Raw genomic sequence first — 19,915 nt, forward strand, 5'->3', positions numbered from 1 at the left:
GAAATTCGAATTTAAAAAATAAAACGTTTTCTTGTGTTAATGTATTGTTAGAGTTTTGAGGAATTAATATTTTTTAGATTATCAGTCCCATTGACACCGTTTTAAATTAAAGGTCTGCTAAGATTAAAAAATACTATTTCAAACAGTCCGATTTTTAGACTACTATTTCCACGCTTTATTAAGTTAAATAGGGTGTCTTAACCTTGGCGCCATTGTTTGCTAACACTAATAAATAAATTATATTACTCTAAGTAAAGGAACAGTAAAATTCTTCAATGACAGCAAAGGTTTTGGATTCATCACTAAAAAGGGGGCAAACACAGAACATTTTGTTCACATTTCTGGATTAATCAATGAAATTCGTGAAAACGATGAGGTTGAATTAGATCTTACAGATGAAAAAAAAGGATTAAACGTTAAAGTTATATCGCAACGCTTACAGTTTAGTTAGTGAAAGGCGCATCATTATTGATGGGCTTTTTTTGTTCTTTTGATGCAATAGAGCGTTTTAACTCAGACATTAGAGCACGTAAACGCTTCTCTATCCTTATTATGCCTCTATTAATAGGAACTATTTACTTAAAAGATACTCAACTCTGAATGCGTTGTAACTTCTTCAAGTAATTTCATACCTTTAAAAGAATTCCCACTAGGATTTAATTTCGGACTCCAAACAGCTATCGTATAGTTATGAGGATATAGTGCAACAATACCACCACCAACACCACTTTTTCCCGGTAATCCAACTTTAAAAGCAAATTCTCCAGACTCATCGTAGAAACCACAGGTCAGCATGAGCGAATTTATCCGCTTAGATTTACTTTTTGAAATAATCTTTTGTCCATCAACTAATTGACGTCCGCCATTAGCTAAAAAACCGAATGTATAGGACAACTGTTGGCATGTCATTTCTATAGAACACATATCAAAATAAAAATCAAGGACCTCGTTTGGTTCATTTTTAATATTTCCGAAGGATTTAATAAAATTACATAAGGCTACGTTTCTATAACCAGTCGCTTTCTCAGAATCTGCTATTTGATCAGAATAGGTAAGATCAGGTATGCCACTTAAATCTCTTACAAACTCCAGAAAATCTATACTTGCATTATCCAAATTCGAAATTAGAATATCACAAATAACGATAGCTCCAGAATTTATAAACGGATTTCTAGGTATTCCCCTATAGTTTTCTAATAATAATAGCGAGTCAAATTTTGTTCCTGACGGTTCTACATCTACACGTTCCCATAGTTTTTCACCAACGATTTTATAAGCTAGAGCAAGTGAAAGTACTTTGGCTATACTTTGAATTGAGAATTTTTCTAAATGATCTCCCATTCCAAAGTGAGTACCATCAACTTTAGTCATGTGAACTCCAAATTTAGAAGGGTCTACATTGGCTAATTCAGGAATGTATGTGGCTAATTTGCCTTTGTTCTCTAATGAATTAGATAGATTATAAGCGTTTTCTATAATATTTTGGTAGTTTGAATTCATTTATTTAACGTTCTAGTTCTAGAAAGGTAACTTTTATTTCAAATCAAAATAAATTATTGGCATGTAATTTATTATATAATTAAATCGTTTTTCTCTCCGTATAATCATGATATAAAAAAGCCAATGCATTATAAAATATGCATTGGCTTTTAATAGTAGATAATGTAATAGTAGATTTAGAATAAAATAAGTCTATTACCTTTTACTTATATGCGTTTAGTTGATGTTTCCGAAAAAAGCTTAGTGCTTATTACTTTTTACAGGGATAGGTTTTAACTGAATAAAACCAAATCCATCGAGTATCTTTATGATAACATACGTCACATCAATTTCATACCATTTTACACCAAAGTTAGCACGGCTGGAATGTTTATGATGATTATTGTGATAACCTTCACCCATCATTAAAAAGTCAAAACGAAAAAGATTTTTACTCGTATTTTTCATTTTGAAATTTACGTAGCCATAAATATGACCAAACCAATTAATAATCACACCGTGAATAGGGGCCATTAAAAACGTAATTGGCAATAATAACCATTGCCACCAAGCTGTTACAAATAACGCAAAGAATAAAATGTACAAACCAATCCAAAGCACTCTAGACCAGCGAGAACTAGCAAACGCATCAAAAGCTTTCCACTGTGGTACATTTTTAGTAAAACGGTCATCAACTGCAATACGCTGTGTATTGATGTCTTGATAGATGGTTTTCGTTTTCCACATCATAGCAAATACATTATCATCGTGAGAAGGTGAATGCGGATCTTTTTCAGTGTCTGTGTAAGCATGATGCATACGGTGCATGATCCCATAACCATACGCACTTAAATAACTAGAACCTTGAAAAATCCAAGTGAGAACAAAAGTAATACGCTCCATAGTTTTTGACATCGTAAAGACCTGATGGGCAGCATAACGATGTAAGAAGAATGATTGGAAAAATAAGCCACCATACCAAAGCACTAAAACGAAAATAATAATAGTCATATCTTTTTTTACAAAGATAAATTGATGTTTTGTTCGAAACAATGAACCTAAATCAATAAAAAGCCACCGGTTGTTAATATTTCAATAAAAAAGCTTCAAATAATAAGGAGAATAAGCTTCTCAATCTTTAATTAGAAAAAATTGTGAACATTCGTATCCGCAAAGTGCCAAAACTAGCTCGCATTATTTAAGAATAAAAATGACCAAATACTATATATAATTTTAGCTTCATTTCCATTTTAAATTCAATTTCAAAAGATTAAATACGCTTTCTAATTCTGCTTAACGCTTGAGGTGTTACGCCAATATAGGAGCTAATATATTTTAGTGGGATTACTTTTAATAATTCTGGTCGTTCTTTGAAAAGACTCAAATAGCGTTCTTCTGCAGATAAATTCAATAAGTTTTGTTCACGTTTAGATTTTAGTAAAAAGAGACGTTCTGCGGTTAGCCTACCAATAAGATTTCCCATTTTTGTATTGTTGTAAACGTCTTGTAAATCTTTATAAGTAATACTGAGAATTGTTGTACCGGTTAATGCTTGCAGTTGATAAGCAGATGGTGTTTGAGTTAGAAACGAATCATAAGCACTAATAAACTGATCTTTAAAACTAAAACCAAAGGTGATTTCTTTTTCCGAATCTTCCTTTGGAATAAATAATCGCACCACACCAGATTCTATAAATGAAATATGGTCTTCAATCTCATTTAACTTTAAAAAGATAGTTTTCTTCGGAATTTCACGACGTTGCAATTTGGACATGAAAAACTGCCAATCTGAGTTAGAGATAGTCGCAATTTGATCTAGATAAGCTTTGATTTGTTTCACGTTTATGATAGTCGTAAATATTAAGTGAGCAAGATAAGGATTCCTATCACTAGATAAAATAATTAATGCTGATAAAAGCGCCTATTATCCGTATGTCATAAAAGATTAAAATATTTATTTTATAAGATCTAACTAAGTTAAACTGCTCATCAGATGTTGGTAATACTGAGGTAGAAAAACACTATAGATCTTAATTTTAGAAACCTTTCAATATTAACACCTCAATTTACTTGTGACGATTTGCGTTGTTAAGTAGGTTAATAGTGATAGAGAAAGCCACAACATATACTTTAGTGAAGCTTACGAAACACTATTTGTGGAGACATAGAATTAAATAATGATTTATAATTATCCTGAAAATAGGCCAATTGCTACTCATCTATAATCGTTACTCCATGTATCCTACAGTTATTTAATTATATTTGAAATAAAAACAAATACTATGAAAAAAATATCCATTCTATTCCTGTTTTTTATATCGTGTTTAGTTTTTTCACAATCTTCAGCTCCAAACAAATCGGGTGATTTATATAAAACTGCCCCAGAATGGGCAAAACTTATGTACACAGATAATCCTAATGTTGATAATGTAGATAACTTGTATAAGGCGTATTTCCGAAGTGCCTCTTTTAAAAAAACATTCCATACACAGTACTATAAGCGGTGGCGTAAAGCTATTAATAATTTCATAGGAGAGGATGGTTTTTATGATTCTTCAAAGAAACTTAAACTTAGAGATATTCTCTATGAAAGAGAAGCTAATAATGACCAAGATGCACAGAGAAGGTTGGGAAATTGGTCTGTTCTAGGTCCTTTTCAAAATTTTAAAGAGGGAGGTGTCGTTTCAAGTGGTGCACAAGCTAATGTGTATAGTATTGGCCAATGTGCTACTATTCCAAGTGTCATGTATTGTGGGACGGAGAATGGAGAGGTTTATAAAACCTTAAACGGAGGAGATTCTTGGGTTAATGTATCACTTAATTTATTAACAGCACTTGCGCCTCAAGTTGTTTTAGCAAACGCTGGTATAGCTGCGTTAACTGTTCATCCTACAAATCCTGATATTGTGTATATAGGTTCTGGTAGTGAGATTTTTAAGACTATAGATGGCGGGATCAATTGGAATGTTGTGTTTGATAGCGCTATTACTTTATCTGGATATATCGAAAATCCGGCAGAAATTTTTATCAACCCAAATAATTCTCAAATTGTACTAGTTGCTAGTAAAGCCGGTATGCATAGATCAACCTCGGGAGGAGCTTCTTGGTCACAGGTGCTTAATTTTGAGTGTTTTGACGTAAAAGCCCAACCTGGAAACCCAAATACACTCTATACCATAAGGCGTAACAATAACAATACTATACACCAGTTTTTGAGATCTACTGATGCTGGTTTAACTTGGACAGCTCAAACAACAGGTTGGTATACGTCTACAAATCCAAACCGTAGCGTTGTAGGAGCAAGAATAGCAGTTACAAATGCTGATAACCAAAGAGTTTATGCGTATTTAATTGGTGATTCCAAACCTGAGGATAATGGTTTTATTGGTATTTATAGAAGTGACGATGGTGGTACAAGTTGGACTAACACGATGACTTATGATGGTGCTCCTTACACAGATCCAGAACATCCAAATCTTATATCTTCTACACCTGTAACTAATAATTTTAGCTTTAACCAAGGTTTTTATAATTGTGCTATAATGGCTTCAAATACCAATGCAGACGAGCTTTTAGTTGGAGGTATTGGCATGTGGCGCTCTAGTGATGGCGGACAATCGTTTCAATGTATCTTTAATTATGGTTGTGGAGATTATAACCCGATGCACGTAGATATGCAAGATTTTAGAGCTTTTGGAAACGAATATTGGGCAAGTACCGATGGTGGTATTTATAAATCTTTAGATTTATTTAACTCGCAACCAGAATTTAAAATGAATGGCGTACATGGTGTTGATTTTTGGGGCTTTGGTTCTGGTTGGAACAATGACTTATTAATTGGAGGTACGTTTCATAATGGTGTTGATGTTTATTATGAAGGATTTCCTAATGGTACTTTTTTAGATTTAGGAGGTGGAGAACCTGCTTCAGGTTATGTTAATCCTGGTAATGATTTACGAATTTACTCTGAAAATATTGGGAGTAAAATTATTCCGCAATCTATAACTGGTGCAGTCATCAATGCTCCAATGGGTCTAATACCTACAGAGAGTCCTTGGTTTGCAGAATCTTCAGAAATGGAATTTCACCCAAGTTGTTATAACCATGTGTATCTTGGTAATGCAAATCAGCTTTTTAAAAGTATCGACGGTGGTGCTAATTATAGTGCAGTGTATACATCAGCCTCTCCAAGTAATGAAGTTTTAGGTATAGAAATTTCTCGCACAAACACAAATACTATGTATGTTGTAGAGCGTATTCCAGGAAGTACACCAATACTTATGAAGACAACAAACGATTGGGAAACTTCAAGTACAGTATCGTTGCCAACAGGTTCTAATTTTGGGCCACTAGCGATAATTAGTATGGATCCAGAAAATGATCAAATTATTTGGTTAGCGTATCCAAGAGGTAATGATGGTAATAAAATATTTAAGTCTATTAACGGAGGTGCGTCATGGGCTAATGAAACCTCTAGCGAGTTAGATGCTCAAAATATTCAAGATATGACGACTATTGGTGGAACTGATGGCGGTGTTTACATTGGTACAAGTGCTTCAGTATATTATAAAAATAATACGATGAGCTCTTGGATAATTGATAATGCTAATCTACCTGCAACTATTGGAAGTCAAGGTATCAGACCTTTTTATCGCGATGGAAAAATAAGACTAGCGAGTTATGGTAAGGGTATTTGGGAAAGCCCTTTATTTGAGACGCCTAGTCGTCCTGTAGCTAAAATCATGGTAGATAAGTTAGCCGCTAATTGTATTAATGAAATCTTTTATTTTGACGATTATTCTATGCTTAATCATGATGGAGCAACTTGGGCTTGGACCTTTGACAATGGAACTACCCCTACATCAAATCTTAGAAATCCTCAAGTCACATTTACAACAACAGGAAGTCATGTAGTGACACTTACAGTTACAAATGCTGCTGGTATTCAATCTAGTGATTCAATAACTATTGATGTCTTAGCGATAGAGTCTACGGCAGTTATGGAAGATTTTGAAACTGAATTTGTACCTCAAAACTGGACACTAAACACGACAGGGAATTTTACTTGGACATATAATAACACCGTTGGAGGATTTGGAACAACAACAAACTCAATGTCAGTCAATAATTTTGTAGTGTCAGACGTTGGCGCGTATTGTGATGCCATCATACCTATAAATTTATCCAACACAAGTACTTCAAATAGCACTTTAACGTTTGATGTGGCTTACGCTTTGTATGCAGATAATTATGCAGATGCACTTGAAGTATTGGTCTCTACAGATTGCGGCGAAACCTATACCTCAGTTTATAATAAACTAGGAGCAGATTTGGCAACAGCCCCAAATACGACGGAACAATTTTTGCCAACTGCAGATCAATGGCGTACAGAAAGTATAGATCTTTCAGCTTATATTGGATCAGACTCTGTATTTATTGCTTTTAGAAATATAAACGGATACGGACAGGCAGTATATGTGGATAATATTAATCTTGGCAGTACTTTAGGAGTAGAAGAAACTATTTTAAATACCTTAACCGTATTTCCAAACCCTGTATCTTCTAGTGGAGCCCTAACAGTTAAGAATAATTTAGAGGATGATATAGAATTTAAACTATTTAGTATTCAAGGTAAACTGGTAGGTACTAGATTTACACAATTAAATACACCAATTCCTTTAGCACCTTGGAATTTAAGTACAGGCGTCTATTTATATAGTATTAGATCAAGTGATAAAATTCAAAAAGGTAAAATAATTGTAGCCAATAGGGAATAATTACTAATCTCGATACATTAAAAAAGCCACAAATATTCACTATTTGTGGCTTCCTTAATTTTATATCATAACGGAAAAGCTAAATTAATTTGTTACTAGTAACGATTTCTCTTTGAGAAGTCGTGTTCTCAAAATCTTTTGAATATCTATATTATCTTTCTGCGGAATGAGGTAATTGTTTAATTCTTCTTGATGATTGACTTGTTCTTGTTTATCAATAAATCCATATCCTAAATACACATTATCTTTAATCCAGATAAATGCTTCTTCATTTGAGATTCTACCTTTTTCTTTTAAAATAATATCTTTCTTATCTTCAGAAATATCTTGGATGGCTTTTAGTACTCTTTTATTATAGTGATCTCTAGTTTCTTCATTTCTGCAAATCCCTTTGCAATCTGTGATATTATAATGAGAACATTCCCAAACCACTTCTTGTAGGTGACAATATTTCGGACATAGATTATATGTAGAGCAAATGTTTTCCATATATAAGCGTACATCTCTTATATTGAAAAACGTAATAATAGGGTTGGGAACCAAACGGCCTTTGTTCATCGCAAGATGAATAATTCCATTTCTATCTTCATAAGAGAAAATAGAGTAGGACTGGATGGTTCTTTTCGATACCTTATTATAAATAGGAAAGTTGTGTTTTATAGCAGCATCTTCCATTAATAGTGCAATAAGTTCACTACCTGACAATTCAAAATCAATATCTCGCGTTTCCCTAACCATATCGAGCGATTTTGTAGTTTTACTATAAAAATGGCTCAACACTCTTTTTTTAATGTCTTTTGCTTTACCTACATAAATAATAGCCCCTTTTTTATCCTTAAAATAGTAAATACCAGGCGTATTTGGTAGCGCTTCAAAAGTGGCTTTAGGTAAATTTGGAGGTAAGGTCGCTTCTCTAGAATTTTTATTCAAAAAATCACTGAACACTTCTGTCGCTTTAGGTTGCTTTAGTAATAATTCAAATAAAATTACAGTCGCTTCTGCATCACCTCTCGCTCTGTGTCTACCTACTAAATCAATCTTTAAATCTTTACAAAGCTTGCCTAAGCTATACGATCTATGTCCTAATAATAAGTGTCGCGAAAGTCTTACTGTACAGAGCTTCTTTCTTTTAAAATCAATCCCAATTCTTTTAAACTCACCTCCAATAACGTTATAATCAAAATTCACGTTGTGAGCTACAAAGATGGCGTCTTCAGTTATGTTGAGAATATCTTGTGCGACATCAGCAAAAACGGGCGCATCAGCAACGAGTTGATTATCGATTCCTGTGAGCGCAGTAATATGACCAGGTATTGGGCTTTCTGGGTTGACAAGCGTTGTGAATTCATCAATGACTTCATCTCCATCGTACTTAAAAATGGATATTTCAGTCATACGATTTTCTCTGCCTGTAGTTTCAACATCAATAATTGTATACATCATTTCATTATTTTTTCTAAGGATTTCAACTCAATACCTAATTCATTAAACATAGTCATGATGCTACTCAATTTTAGTTCTTCTTCACTGTATTCTTGAGTATTAATACTACATGTAAACTCCCATAATTCTAAAATCTCATCTATTGGAACGCTATAATCATGATAGGTTTTATTGTCAGACATCAATAAAAGCGAGTTATTCAATTCAATATTATTATACACGCGTTTATAAACCATACCATCATTTAGCGTTAGCAAAATATAGGTTTTACCTGTTTTAATATCTCTTCTGTCTTCAATAAAGCGTCCAATCACAAACGAACCATCTTTCATAGGCAACATAGAATCTCCCCTGATGGGGAATGCGCGATGTTTTCCTGTGGGTAAAAAAGGAAGTTTTATTTTTTGGAGTTGTTCAATATATTCTGGATCATCATAACCAGACAAATAACCAGCAGAAGCTTTTACAGGTACTACCTCAATAAGATTCTCATTATCACTGTCAACCATAATTGGAAACAAAACCCGCTGATTTCCAATTTCAATAAAAGAGGAGCTACCAGACTTTTTTAAATCGTGCCGAATCAAAATATCAACAGGTATTTTTGAATAATCAGATAGCTGAATCAATTTTTCAATAGACGGTAATGCTCTGTTTTCTTCGTAAGCACCTATTTGAGACTTAGACCAACCTAACTCGTCAGCAAACTGACTTTGAGAAAATCCTTTTTGGCTTCTTATGAATTGAATATTTTTTTGAACAATTGACATAAAACTAAAATTTTGAGTTAACAAAGCTACAATTTTGAGTTAAATTTACCAAATGCAAAAAAATATTTTACATCTTGATCTAGACACCTTCTTTGTCTCTTGTGAACGACTCATTGATAGTCGATTACAAAATAGACCGCTATTAGTTGGTGGCACAGGAGATAGAGGTGTTGTCGCTGCTTGTAGTTATGAAACGCGTCTATATGGCGTTCATTCTGGCATGTCCATGACCGTTGCAAGACGTTTATGTCCGCAAGCAGTAGTCATCAAAGGCAACTCTGGAATTTATACTAAATACTCCCATTTGGTTACTGAAATCATTAAAGAGCATGTGCCAGTATTTGAAAAAGCAAGTGTTGATGAATTTTATGCAGATTTAACAGGTATGGATAAATTTCATGGCACTTATAAATATGCGTCAGAGCTAAGACAAAAAATCATGAAAGATTCTGGGCTTCCTATTTCTTTTGGGTTGTCTTGTAATAAAATTGTTTCTAAAGTCGCGACAGGAGAAGCAAAACCAAACAACCAATTAAAGATAGATTCCGGATTTGAAAAGTCATTTTTAGCACCTTTATCTATTCGTAAAATTCCTTCCGTAGGAGAAAAAACATATCAAATTCTTAGAAATTTAGGGGTTGATACAGTGAGTGTCGTTCAGCAAATGCCAGTAGAACTAATGGTAAGTGCCTTGGGTGCTAACGGGATGACAATCTGGAAACGATCTCAAGGTATTGACAATGCACCATTAATCCCGTTTCACGAACGGAAATCAATTTCGACAGAACGCACTTTTAATAAAGATACTATCGATACAACACTACTTAGAACGACCGTCTTTGCCATGGCAGAAAATCTAGCATTTCAATTACGAAGAGCAGATAAATTAGCAGGAACACTAAGTATAAAAATCAGATATTCAGATTTCAATACCTATAGCAAACAGGTTAAAATCACCTATTCTAGTGCAGATCACACTATTATTCCAAAAGCGTTAGAGTTATTTGAAAAACTGTATAACCGACGGTTATTGGTGCGATTGGTTGGTGTGAAATTTACAGATATCGTTAGTGGGAACTACCAAATCAACCTATTTGATGATACTGAAGAACTCTTAAACCTATACAGCGCAATGGATCATGTGAGAGAAAAATATGGTGAGTTAAGTATCATGAGAGCTTCTTCAATGGGAGCAAAAACGATAGGGCGTTTTCAAAATCCTTTTAACGGTGAACCCCCAGTTTTATTAGCACACAGAAAACAATAATGTATCTCAATTGTCACACATATTATTCATTGCGTTATGGGACGTTTTCAGAATTAGACCTCCTGGAACTTGCCAAAGACAATGGCATGTCTTGTTTGGTCTTGACAGATATAAATAACACCTCTGCATGCTTAAATTTTATTAGACAGTCCCAAAAACAGGATATCAAACCCATAATTGGTATTGACTTTAGAAATGGTGCCAAACAACAGTTTGTAGGTATCGCTAAGAGTAATGACGGTTTTACAGAGTTAAATGGATTTTTATCACAGCATTTAGAACATAAGATTAAGATTCCAGATAAAGCTCCAAAACTATTAAACTCATTTATTATTTATCCGTTTGAACAAGTTTTAGAACTTGAAATAGAGGTTTTTGAGGATTACGAATTTATAGGTATTTCTACTGCGGAAATCAGAAAACTCCGCTTTTCGAAATTAAAAGAACTTGAAGGTAAACTTGTCATTCTCCAAAGCGTTACTATTAGAAACAAGCGCGATTTTAATGCACATCGATTATTAAGAGCCATCGATAACAACTGTTTGTTGAGCAAGCTCCCAAAATCTGAAGAGTGCAAACAAGACGAGAAAATGCTATCTAAAGCAGACTTGAAACTTGCGTTCGCTGATTTCCCTCATATCATAAACAATACCCTTGATTTGATGTCACAATGTGAGATTCATTTTAACTTCGGAAATGAGCGACAATCACAAAACTTGAAGTTGTACACCAATTCTGCCGAAAACGATTTACAACTCCTGAAACAACTCTGCAAAGAAGGTTTGCCAAAACGCTATAAACATCCGACAGCGAAAGTTTATGAGCGTTTACAACGAGAATTGGATACAATAGAAGACTTAAATTTTGTGAGTTTCTTTCTCATCAATCACGATATTGTATCCTATGCCAAAAGTCAAGGTTATTTTCATGTTGGTCGTGGGAGTGGCGCTAATAGTATTGTCGCCTATATTGTTGGAATTACAGATGTTGACCCTATTGAATTAGACCTTTACTTTGAGAGATTTATAAATCCATTTAGAGCCTCACCACCAGATTTTGATATCGATTTCTCATGGAAAGACCGAGAGGATATGACTAATTATATTTTCCGAAGATTTAAAAACACAGCACTTTTGGCCACTTATAATACCTTCAAATATCGCGCAGTTGTTAGAGAATTAGGAAAAGTATTCGGCTTACCAAAAGAAGAGATTGATAAGTTGAGTAAAGGAAATGTACCACACAATCAGCTAGATGATGTGGCGCAATTGGTCTTAAAATATGGACAATTAATTGACGGATTCCCGAATTATGTGAGCGTGCATTCTGCAGGAATACTCATTCTCGATGCCGCTATTCATAAGTATTCGGCAACATTTATGCCACCAAAGGGATTTCCAACAGTGCAGTTTGATATGATTATTGCTGATGATGTAGGTGTATTTAAATTCGATATTCTAGGACAGCGCGGTTTAGCGAAAATCAAAGATGCTTTAGATATTATCGCAGAAAACAGACCAGAATTACCTCCAATCGATATTCATGATTTAGCACGCTTTAAAACTGATAAAAATGTTAATAATCTACTTAAAAGTGGTGGTGCTATTGGTGCTTATTATGTAGAGTCTCCTGCCATGCGAGGCTTAATGACCAAACTACAAACCCAAGATTATTTAGGCTTGGTCGCTGCAAGTTCTATTATACGACCAGGTGTTTCTGGCTCAGGTATGAAAGAAGAATTCATAAAACGACACCGTTTTCCAGAGCATAGAAAAGACGCACATCCTATTCTTTTAGAAATTATGCCAGATACGTACGGTGTGATGGTGTATCAAGAAGATGTGATGAAAGTCGCCAGTCAATTTGCAGATTTAACCTTGGGAGAAGCTGATGTATTGCGACGTGGTATGAGTGGTAAGTTTAGATCTCGCAAAGAGTTTGAGGCGGTTGAGCAAAAATTCATTTCTAATTGCAAGAAAAAGGGCTACACAGAGGATTTGATATTTGAAGTTTGGAACCAGATTAAAAGTTTTGCGGGTTATGCATTTGCTAAAGGACACTCGGCTTCTTACGCAGTTGAAAGTTATCAAAGTCTGTTTTTAAAATGCTATTTCCCTATAGAATTCATGGTCGCAGTATTGAATAATGGAGGTGGTTTTTACAGCGCAGAGCATTATATTCATGAAGCTAAAATGCAAGGTGCTACTATTGAGTTGCCCTGTATTAATACCAGTGATCATCCCAACAGAGTGGAAGGAACAGCTATTTACTTAGGGTTTGGCTATCTACGAAATTTAGAAAAACTAGTGATTCAGCGGTTTCTAAGTGAACGTCAGTTAAATGGTCCTTATGCATCGCTAGAAGATTTTATAGATCGCGTGACGATTAGCATTGAACAACTCACCATTTTGGTTAGAATAGGTTGTTTTCGCTTTACGAAAAAATCAAAAACGCAATTGTTATGGCACGCTATCTTTAAACTCAATGCGACTAAAGATAAAAACAAGCAACCTAAATTGTTCAAACCCAAACACAAACATTTTGAATTACCAGAATTAACAACCAATGCCGTTGAAAATGCTTTTGATGAACTCGAGTTACTAGGGTTTCCAATATGTGGTTATTTTGAGTTAATCGATGAACAGATATCACATGATATCACCGCTAAGCAAATGTGTGAACATGTTAAAAAAGAAGTGATTATGTTCGGTAATTTGGTCAATACTAGACATAACAAAACCTCTCAAGGTAAATTAATGCGACTCAGCACCTTTGTGGATAAGCAGGGTCATTACTTTGATGCGGTTCATTTTACAGATACGGTTCACCAATATCCAATCCATGGTTTAGGCGTTTATAAGTGCTTAGGTTTTATTACTGAAAAGTTTGGGTTTTGTAGTATGATTATTTCTAAAAGTAGAAAGGTTAAGGTTTTAGAGAATCCGAGGGTGGCTTGATTTATGATTTAATTAGCTAATTATTAGGTTTTTAAGTTGATGAACTCAATGACTAAAACACTTCGATAACGTAGGTGTTTAGCCTATTTCCGAAGTAGAAATAAAAACAATAAAAAATCCAACTGCTTAAAAAATGACATTTAAAATCAACTAAAAGGTCCTACAATTTTCACAAACTCTTTTATTTGTTATTTTTGTACTATTAATGAGCTGTAGTAATACATTAAGCTAATAAATTAGTGTAGCAGATAGTACAAACACAAAACAGAAGTAATGATTAAATGGATAAAAAGCTTATTTGGATCTAGCGAAGGTTCGAGTTCAAGCAAAGGAGCGAGTTCAAAAGGAGCACAAGAAGGTACCGTGAAATTTTTTAATGTTAGAAAAGGATTTGGATTTATAACGCTTAAAGATTCTGAAGAAGAGATCTTTGTTCATAAAACAAACCTCAAAAGCAAGATTAAGGATAAAAATAAAGTCACTTTCAATATCGAACAAAGTGATAAAGGACCCATTGCTACAAACGTTCGTGTAGTCAAAAAATAGGACATCCCAATAGCATAAAAAGCCTTCTTAATTGAACTGCTCCCAAAAAGTTAGACACTATTTGGGGGCTTTTTTTATGGAAAAAATTCATTATATTTAGGTAAAAAAGAAAGAACAATAAGGCTATCAAGTTGCTTGTAATAGTAACAATTTGGACTATATTATTGTTGTGAAATCAAAAGGAATAAAAAGCGCTATACATTATGAAATACTTATTATTAATACTACTATTTTTTAAAATTAATCTTCTGTTCTCACAAGAGATGATTTCGACTGAATTCCCAAACTTGGAATTAACTTATGAAAATGAAGTTAGGAATAGTGAGACTTACATCTGGGAAAAGGTGACTTTCACAAATGCAAATCCTGAAATGAGTTACGAATTTAAACACCATGACCGAACAATGTTGGTGGCGTTTTTTTTCGGAGAACCCAATGGAGCTGCTAATCTTATTGTTACTTATTTAAATTTTGCAGACACCTGGCAACCTGTTAATCAAAAGAAGTTTGAATATGGACAAGTTTATAAAGAATTAAAATTCCTGAATACTGAAAAAACCAAATACGTTCACTTTGAGTATATGGCTGGTGATGATTCAACCGATAAAGCAAGTCACACATTCGCTCTTTTTGATATTATCAATAATGAGCTTTATGAATTGACTTATAAGGGACAAAATGATTACGAGAAAGATTATACACGAGTTAGAAATGGAACGTTTGAACTAAATAATTTATTGGAACACCCAGAGATATTACATGTTTTAGAAAATCAAGCAAAAGAATCAAAATACATCGTACGGAATTAAAAATTTGCAGCGACAACCTCTATAAGGTAAAGGATAAACCCGCACTAACAAAAAGATTTGGTCATTTTCAGAAAGGCGCTAAATTTTTATCTCGATCATTAGAAAAACAAATTTTTAAAAATAAAATAATGAGTAAAATTTAATACCAAAGCTTCGATATTGCTTGTGTTTAATCCAGAAAAAACAGTTCTTTTTATTGATTTATAAGTAGAAATTCACCTCTTCTAAAATCAGTTTCTTGTCTGAATAGTAATGGCAACGATTTATCGGGTTCCCAAGCGCAGTATTCTTACCTTTGCCAAAATTATTTTTTATGTCAAAACGTTTTCTAGAATTAGGAATTAACGAAGAGTTACAACAGGCTTTAGCAGACTTACAAATCTCTTTGCCTACAGATATTCAAGAAAAGGCTATACCTGTAGTCCTCAATCAAACTGAAGACCTTGTCGTTTTAGCTAAAACCGGTACAGGAAAAACTGCAGCTTTTGGCTTGCCTTTATTGCAGTTGGTTGATTTAGATAACACTACTATTCAAGGTTTAATATTAGCACCAACAAGAGAACTAGGACAACAAATTTACAGCAATTTAGTAGAATTCTCTAAGTACAGTCCTAATATTTCTATCGCATCTGTATGTGGAGGGATTCCTATAAAACCTCAAATGGAACGTCTAAAAGTGACGACACATATTGTGGTCGCAACGCCTGGACGTTTGGTCGACTTAGTGAAACGCGGCGCTGTTGATATTAAAAACTTAAAGTATTTAGTATTGGATGAAGCTGATGAAATGGTCACTGCTTTAAAAGACGAAGTAGATTCCATTATAAAGGGCATTCCAAAAACGAGACGTACATTATTATTTACAGCAACGATGTCTGGAACCATCAAACAAGTCGTTCAAAATTACATGTCAAATCAGGTGATGCATCTAGAAGCCGATATGAAAACAGTTGGTCATCAAGGCATCGATCATCAATATGTAGTTGTAGAACCCATAGAAAAACTAGAAGTGTTACTTCATTTTTTAAATTCTAAAGAAGGAGAACGCGGCATTATATTTTGTAAAACCAAAGCAGCAGTTAATAAATTGGCAAAAAAACTAGCCATTAATAAATTCTCATCTGGTGCCATACACGGTAGTTTAACACAAGGGATTCGTGATCGTATCATGGGGCAATTTAGAGAAGGTTATATCGATATTTTGGTCGCTACAGATTTGGCAGCCCGTGGTATTGATGTCAAAGACGTGTCGTACGTCGTTAATTATCACTTACCTGACACCTATGATGCGTATGTACATAGAAGTGGACGAACAGCTAGAGCAGGAGCAAAGGGCCTATCGTTAAGTGTCATCCAGAAAGAAGAAGTAGAAGAAATTCCTGAATTTGAAGCTGAATTAGGTCTTGTTTTTACTGAATTCAAAAAAGCAGATGCTCAAAGTATTGAAGAAAATAATGGCCTCATATGGGCCAAAAAGATATTTAAAGCGAAACCAAATCGTGCTATTTCTGAAGATTTTAAATCTCAAATCAAAACAATCTTTCATCATCTAACAAAAGAAGAACTCGTTGATAAAATACTCGCTGATTATCTAGCTCAAAACAGCACAGATAAAGCAAAATCTGAAGATTCAAAAAAGGCTAAAACGAAATAACATGGCAAATGATATAAAAAATCAGCAGGATATCCTGGCTAAATTGAATATTGAAGCTTTAAATCCTATGCAGGAAGAAGCAGTTCTACTTATTGAAGCTAATACAAATACTGTTATTTTATCGCCAACTGGTACAGGGAAAACCCTAGCGTTTTCATTACCGCTTTTAGATTTGTTAGATTCTGAATCTTCAGAAATACAAGCCTTAATCATAGTGCCCTCACGAGAATTAGCCATTCAAATTGAACAAGTGATTCGTTCTATGGGTTCTGGTTATAAAGTGAATGCGGTTTATGGAGGTCGACCTATGTCTAAAGATAAAATTGAGCTCAAACATAATCCAGCTATTTTAGTTGGAACTCCAGGGCGACTACTCGATCATTTTGACAACGATAGATTCTCAAAAACCCATATCAAAACGCTCATTTTAGACGAGTTTGATAAGTCTTTAGAAAATGGTTTTGAAGAGGAAATGAAGGCTATTTTACATTATTTACCTAATTTAAGTAACCGCATTCTAACCTCTGCAACACAAGCAGTTGATATACCAGAATTTGTGGAATTCAACGCGCCAACTACGATTAACTATTTAAAAGATAAAACCGAATCTAGACTAGCTTTGAAACTTGTTGTTTCTCCAGACAAAAACAAACTTGTTACCTTGATAGAATTAGTAAAACATATTGGTAATGAACCCGGTATTATTTTCTGTAATTTTAGAGAGAGCATTGATCAAGTGAGTGTGTTTTTAAACAAACAGAATATTGGCCATGCCTGCTTTTCTGGAGGTATGGAACAAAAAGATAGAGAACGTGCACTCATAAAGTTTAGAAACGGAACATGTCAGTTATTAGTCGCTACAGATTTAGCAGCCAGAGGTATTGATATTCCTGAAATGAAATTTATTATTCATTATGAATTGCCAGTTCATGAAGAAGAATTTATTCATAGAAATGGTAGGACTGCTCGCGTGAATGCAGCAGGCACGTCTTATGTTCTAAAATGGAAAGATCAATTACTACCAGACTTTATTAAAGCTTCAGCACCAATTGACATATCTAAAAGAGCTCCACATAAAAAGCAATATTGGGAAACCTTATTCATTTCCGGCGGACGAAAAGATAAAATCTCTAAAGGTGATATCGCAGGTTTGTTTTTTAAAATAGGAGGTCTAAAAAAAGACCAATTAGGCGCCATTGAACTCAAACCAGATTGTGCGTTTGTAGCTGTTCCTTTTGCACTTGCAAATCAGTTAGTGGGTACATTGAATAATAGTCGTTTGAAAAAGAAAAAGGTGCGTATATCTGTTCTGTAATTGATAATGAGTGAGTTACATAAAATTAATGTAAATTACACTCAAAATCAATCCTATGCCACTATTTTTAGATTTGCATGATCTTCCCGAAGGTATTACAGCGCAACATGTCGCAGAAATGCATCAAGCCGATTTAGATATTGAGCACAAATACAATTGTCGTGGACTGACCTACTGGTGTGATGAAAAAAGAAAAACAGCATTTTGTTTAATAGAAGCGCCAAATAAACAAGCGCTTATAGATTTACATCAAAATGCTCATGGCGCTATTCCCACAAGTATTATTGAGGTTAATGATACAATTGTGGAATCTTTTTTAGGACGTATTGAAGATCCTGAAAAATCAAAGAACGTCAGCCTCAACATAATCAACAACCAAGCTTTTAGAACCCTAATGGTTGTTAAGCTAAAGCATAAAACGCTTAGAGCAAAAGATATAAACACAGTAAAAGCCGCCATTAGAAGCTATTCCGTATCTATTAGTAATTTGGCCTCTCAATACAATGGACGTATCGTTGAGCAGGCCGTTTCCAGATTTTTAATATCATTTGTCTCGGTTACAGATGCCATTTTATGTGGTATAAAAATTCAAGAATCATATCATTCTGGTATTATCCCAGATTTAGGACTTAAGATAGGAATAAGTGCTGGGATTCCTGTTTCTGAAAAAGATAGTATTTTTGAGGACACTATAAAAACTTCTGATTATCTAAGTGATATCGCTAAAGGTGATTTTTCTATTACTGCAAAAGTCAATAATCTCTTCGAAGGAGAAAACCAAAATAAGCCATTACATGAAAAGGATGGAATTACTGTTTTAAATAGTCAAAATGAAGAGTTTTTGATGCAATTAATGGAATATACTGAAAGGATATGGTCACATACGTCTACAACTGTTAATGATTTTCAAGAAAATCTAGGTTATAGTAAATCTAAATTGTACCGCACTATGATGAATCTTATTGATAAATCCCCCAATACATTCTTAAAAGAGTATCGTTTAAATGAAGCCTTAAAATTACTAGAAGAACAAAACTGTAATATTTCTGAAGTGGCGTATCAAACAGGTTTTAGTAGTCCGGCTTATTTTTCAAAATGTTTCCATAAAAAATATGGTATTCTACCTTCTACTTTTGTTTACAACAATTAAAAGACTGTATTAAAGCTAGTTATAAGTAAATTCCCTCTTGGTCTAAAAGTCCTTTTATTTGGTCTAAATGTAGAATAATAGAAAAATATTCTATTCTACATTTGATAAAAACCAAATACATATAAAATTATGAAGACAAATTTAACGGTCGTATTGATTATGATTTTTACAATCGTAGTCCCTGGGTGTGACAAACAAGCTCAAGAAACAAATGACATTCAAATCGATTTAATAAACAATGAGTTTCCTGAAGCAAAACAAGAGGTGACGGAAACATTCGGTGCTATTGCACAAAGTATTATGGATGGCGATATGGATCAACTCATTTCGTTCCACGCTTATAGTTCGAAGTTTACTGAATTTAAAAATGGAGAACCAAGAAATGGTAGTGAAGCAAACGAACTTCACGAACGAAGTGTTTTTGGTTCTGTAACCGAAGTCGTTAAGTTTGATGCAAACGATTTAAAAATTGCGGTGTATGGTGATGTTGCTAATTTAACCTTTCACTCTGATTTTCAATTAAGATTTGGAGATGATTTAGTGGTTGTAAATGACCAAATAACGCTATTATTTGTGAAGACTAGTGATGGTTGGAAAATGGTTCACGAACACCATTCACCTTTGAATTAAGAAGTAATTTGTAAGACTTACTATGAGTGTAATGCAGAATACAATATCAGTAATTCACTAAATAATTGTATTGCTTTCTGCATTTATAATTTGTCATATTCAATTATTTATTGAAAAA

At 33.9% G+C, this 19,915-nt stretch carries 15 protein-coding genes; 10 read left to right on the forward strand and 5 right to left on the reverse strand.

Annotated elements, in window-relative coordinates; all coding sequences use genetic code 11:
- Positions 1 to 241 precede the first annotated feature (241 nt).
- Entirely contained in the window at positions 242 to 451 is a 210-nt protein-coding gene (locus tag ACJAZK_RS02535; RefSeq protein WP_415222527.1) for a cold-shock protein, read from the forward strand.
- A gap of 128 nt (positions 452 to 579) precedes the next feature.
- Here the strand turns inward: ACJAZK_RS02535 and ACJAZK_RS02540 are convergent, their stop codons facing one another.
- From ACJAZK_RS02540 to ACJAZK_RS02550, 3 genes are all read right to left on the reverse strand, one after another.
- On the reverse strand, positions 580 to 1,500 hold the full coding sequence (locus ACJAZK_RS02540) for a glutaminase (protein WP_415222456.1): 921 nt from the start codon (positions 1,498 to 1,500) through the stop codon (positions 580 to 582).
- A 240-nt stretch (positions 1,501 to 1,740) separates the two neighbouring features.
- Positions 1,741 to 2,490: an acyl-CoA desaturase gene (locus ACJAZK_RS02545; protein ID WP_415222457.1), complete on the reverse strand. Its 750-nt coding sequence runs from the start codon at positions 2,488 to 2,490 to the stop codon at positions 1,741 to 1,743.
- A 259-nt stretch (positions 2,491 to 2,749) separates the two neighbouring features.
- On the reverse strand, positions 2,750 to 3,319 hold the full coding sequence (locus tag ACJAZK_RS02550; protein WP_415222458.1) for a Crp/Fnr family transcriptional regulator: 570 nt from the start codon (positions 3,317 to 3,319) through the stop codon (positions 2,750 to 2,752).
- 442 nt (positions 3,320 to 3,761) lie between these two features.
- Between ACJAZK_RS02550 and ACJAZK_RS02555 the strand changes: the two genes are divergently transcribed.
- The gene (locus ACJAZK_RS02555; protein WP_415222459.1) at positions 3,762 to 7,256 is read left to right on the forward strand and encodes a T9SS type A sorting domain-containing protein; all 3,495 of its coding nucleotides are present in this window, start codon (positions 3,762 to 3,764) and stop codon (positions 7,254 to 7,256) included.
- Between the two features lie 84 nt (positions 7,257 to 7,340).
- Here the strand turns inward: ACJAZK_RS02555 and ACJAZK_RS02560 are convergent, their stop codons facing one another.
- Both ACJAZK_RS02560 and ACJAZK_RS02565 read right to left on the reverse strand, forming a co-directional pair.
- On the reverse strand, positions 7,341 to 8,699 hold the full coding sequence (locus tag ACJAZK_RS02560) for an exonuclease domain-containing protein (RefSeq protein WP_415222460.1): 1,359 nt from the start codon (positions 8,697 to 8,699) through the stop codon (positions 7,341 to 7,343).
- Positions 8,696 to 9,469 carry an XRE family transcriptional regulator gene (locus ACJAZK_RS02565; RefSeq protein ID WP_415222461.1) on the reverse strand — a complete coding sequence of 258 codons (774 nt, stop codon included), beginning with the start codon at positions 9,467 to 9,469 and terminating at the stop codon, positions 8,696 to 8,698. Before ACJAZK_RS02565 ends, ACJAZK_RS02560 begins: the two co-directional genes overlap by 4 nt.
- Before the next feature lie 52 nt (positions 9,470 to 9,521).
- Between ACJAZK_RS02565 and dinB the strand changes: the two genes are divergently transcribed.
- The 8 genes from dinB to ACJAZK_RS02605 all read left to right on the forward strand — a co-directional run bounded on the left by dinB (position 9,522) and on the right by ACJAZK_RS02605 (position 19,797).
- Positions 9,522 to 10,736 (forward strand): DNA polymerase IV, encoded by a 1,215-nt coding sequence (gene dinB / locus ACJAZK_RS02570; protein WP_415222462.1) that lies wholly within the window; start codon positions 9,522 to 9,524, stop codon positions 10,734 to 10,736.
- Entirely contained in the window at positions 10,736 to 13,693 is a 2,958-nt protein-coding gene (locus tag ACJAZK_RS02575) for a DNA polymerase III subunit alpha (RefSeq protein ID WP_415222463.1), read from the forward strand. The genes dinB and ACJAZK_RS02575 overlap by 1 nt, the downstream gene beginning before the upstream one ends.
- 273 nt (positions 13,694 to 13,966) lie before the next feature.
- Positions 13,967 to 14,239, forward strand: coding sequence for a cold-shock protein (locus ACJAZK_RS02580; RefSeq protein ID WP_415222464.1), 273 nt, complete (start codon positions 13,967 to 13,969; stop codon positions 14,237 to 14,239).
- A 203-nt stretch (positions 14,240 to 14,442) separates the two neighbouring features.
- On the forward strand, positions 14,443 to 15,048 hold the full coding sequence (locus tag ACJAZK_RS02585) for a hypothetical protein (protein ID WP_415222465.1): 606 nt from the start codon (positions 14,443 to 14,445) through the stop codon (positions 15,046 to 15,048).
- A gap of 313 nt (positions 15,049 to 15,361) precedes the next feature.
- A complete protein-coding gene (locus ACJAZK_RS02590) occupies positions 15,362 to 16,702 on the forward strand; it encodes a DEAD/DEAH box helicase (RefSeq protein ID WP_415222466.1) in 1,341 nt (446 codons plus the stop codon).
- Between the two features lies 1 nt (position 16,703).
- On the forward strand, positions 16,704 to 18,017 hold the full coding sequence (locus tag ACJAZK_RS02595; RefSeq protein ID WP_415222467.1) for a DEAD/DEAH box helicase: 1,314 nt from the start codon (positions 16,704 to 16,706) through the stop codon (positions 18,015 to 18,017).
- A 55-nt stretch (positions 18,018 to 18,072) separates the two neighbouring features.
- A complete protein-coding gene (locus ACJAZK_RS02600; protein WP_415222468.1) occupies positions 18,073 to 19,167 on the forward strand; it encodes a nickel-binding protein in 1,095 nt (364 codons plus the stop codon).
- A 129-nt stretch (positions 19,168 to 19,296) separates the two neighbouring features.
- Positions 19,297 to 19,797 (forward strand): YybH family protein, encoded by a 501-nt coding sequence (locus ACJAZK_RS02605; RefSeq protein WP_415222469.1) that lies wholly within the window; start codon positions 19,297 to 19,299, stop codon positions 19,795 to 19,797.
- Positions 19,798 to 19,915 lie beyond the last annotated feature (118 nt).

This window comes from Psychroserpens sp., from assembly GCF_047633235.1.
Lineage (GTDB): Bacteria > Bacteroidota > Bacteroidia > Flavobacteriales > Flavobacteriaceae > Psychroserpens.

What these genes read in the sequence shown, in the direction of transcription:
- ACJAZK_RS02540 (WP_415222456.1), bottom strand. Translation starts at nt 1,500, where the DNA reads ATGAATTCAAACTACCAAAATATTATAGAAAACGCTTATAATCTATCT.
- ACJAZK_RS02545 (WP_415222457.1), bottom strand. Translation starts at nt 2,490, where the DNA reads ATGACTATTATTATTTTCGTTTTAGTGCTTTGGTATGGTGGCTTATTT.
- ACJAZK_RS02555 (WP_415222459.1), top strand. Translation starts at nt 3,762, where the DNA reads ATGAAAAAAATATCCATTCTATTCCTGTTTTTTATATCGTGTTTAGTT.
- ACJAZK_RS02560 (WP_415222460.1), bottom strand. Translation starts at nt 8,699, where the DNA reads ATGATGTATACAATTATTGATGTTGAAACTACAGGCAGAGAAAATCGT.
- ACJAZK_RS02565 (WP_415222461.1), bottom strand. Translation starts at nt 9,469, where the DNA reads ATGTCAATTGTTCAAAAAAATATTCAATTCATAAGAAGCCAAAAAGGA.
- dinB (WP_415222462.1), top strand. Translation starts at nt 9,522, where the DNA reads ATGCAAAAAAATATTTTACATCTTGATCTAGACACCTTCTTTGTCTCT.
- ACJAZK_RS02575 (WP_415222463.1), top strand. Translation starts at nt 10,736, where the DNA reads ATGTATCTCAATTGTCACACATATTATTCATTGCGTTATGGGACGTTT.
- ACJAZK_RS02580 (WP_415222464.1), top strand. Translation starts at nt 13,967, where the DNA reads ATGATTAAATGGATAAAAAGCTTATTTGGATCTAGCGAAGGTTCGAGT.
- ACJAZK_RS02585 (WP_415222465.1), top strand. Translation starts at nt 14,443, where the DNA reads ATGAAATACTTATTATTAATACTACTATTTTTTAAAATTAATCTTCTG.
- ACJAZK_RS02590 (WP_415222466.1), top strand. Translation starts at nt 15,362, where the DNA reads ATGTCAAAACGTTTTCTAGAATTAGGAATTAACGAAGAGTTACAACAG.
- ACJAZK_RS02595 (WP_415222467.1), top strand. Translation starts at nt 16,704, where the DNA reads ATGGCAAATGATATAAAAAATCAGCAGGATATCCTGGCTAAATTGAAT.
- ACJAZK_RS02600 (WP_415222468.1), top strand. Translation starts at nt 18,073, where the DNA reads ATGCCACTATTTTTAGATTTGCATGATCTTCCCGAAGGTATTACAGCG.
- ACJAZK_RS02605 (WP_415222469.1), top strand. Translation starts at nt 19,297, where the DNA reads ATGAAGACAAATTTAACGGTCGTATTGATTATGATTTTTACAATCGTA.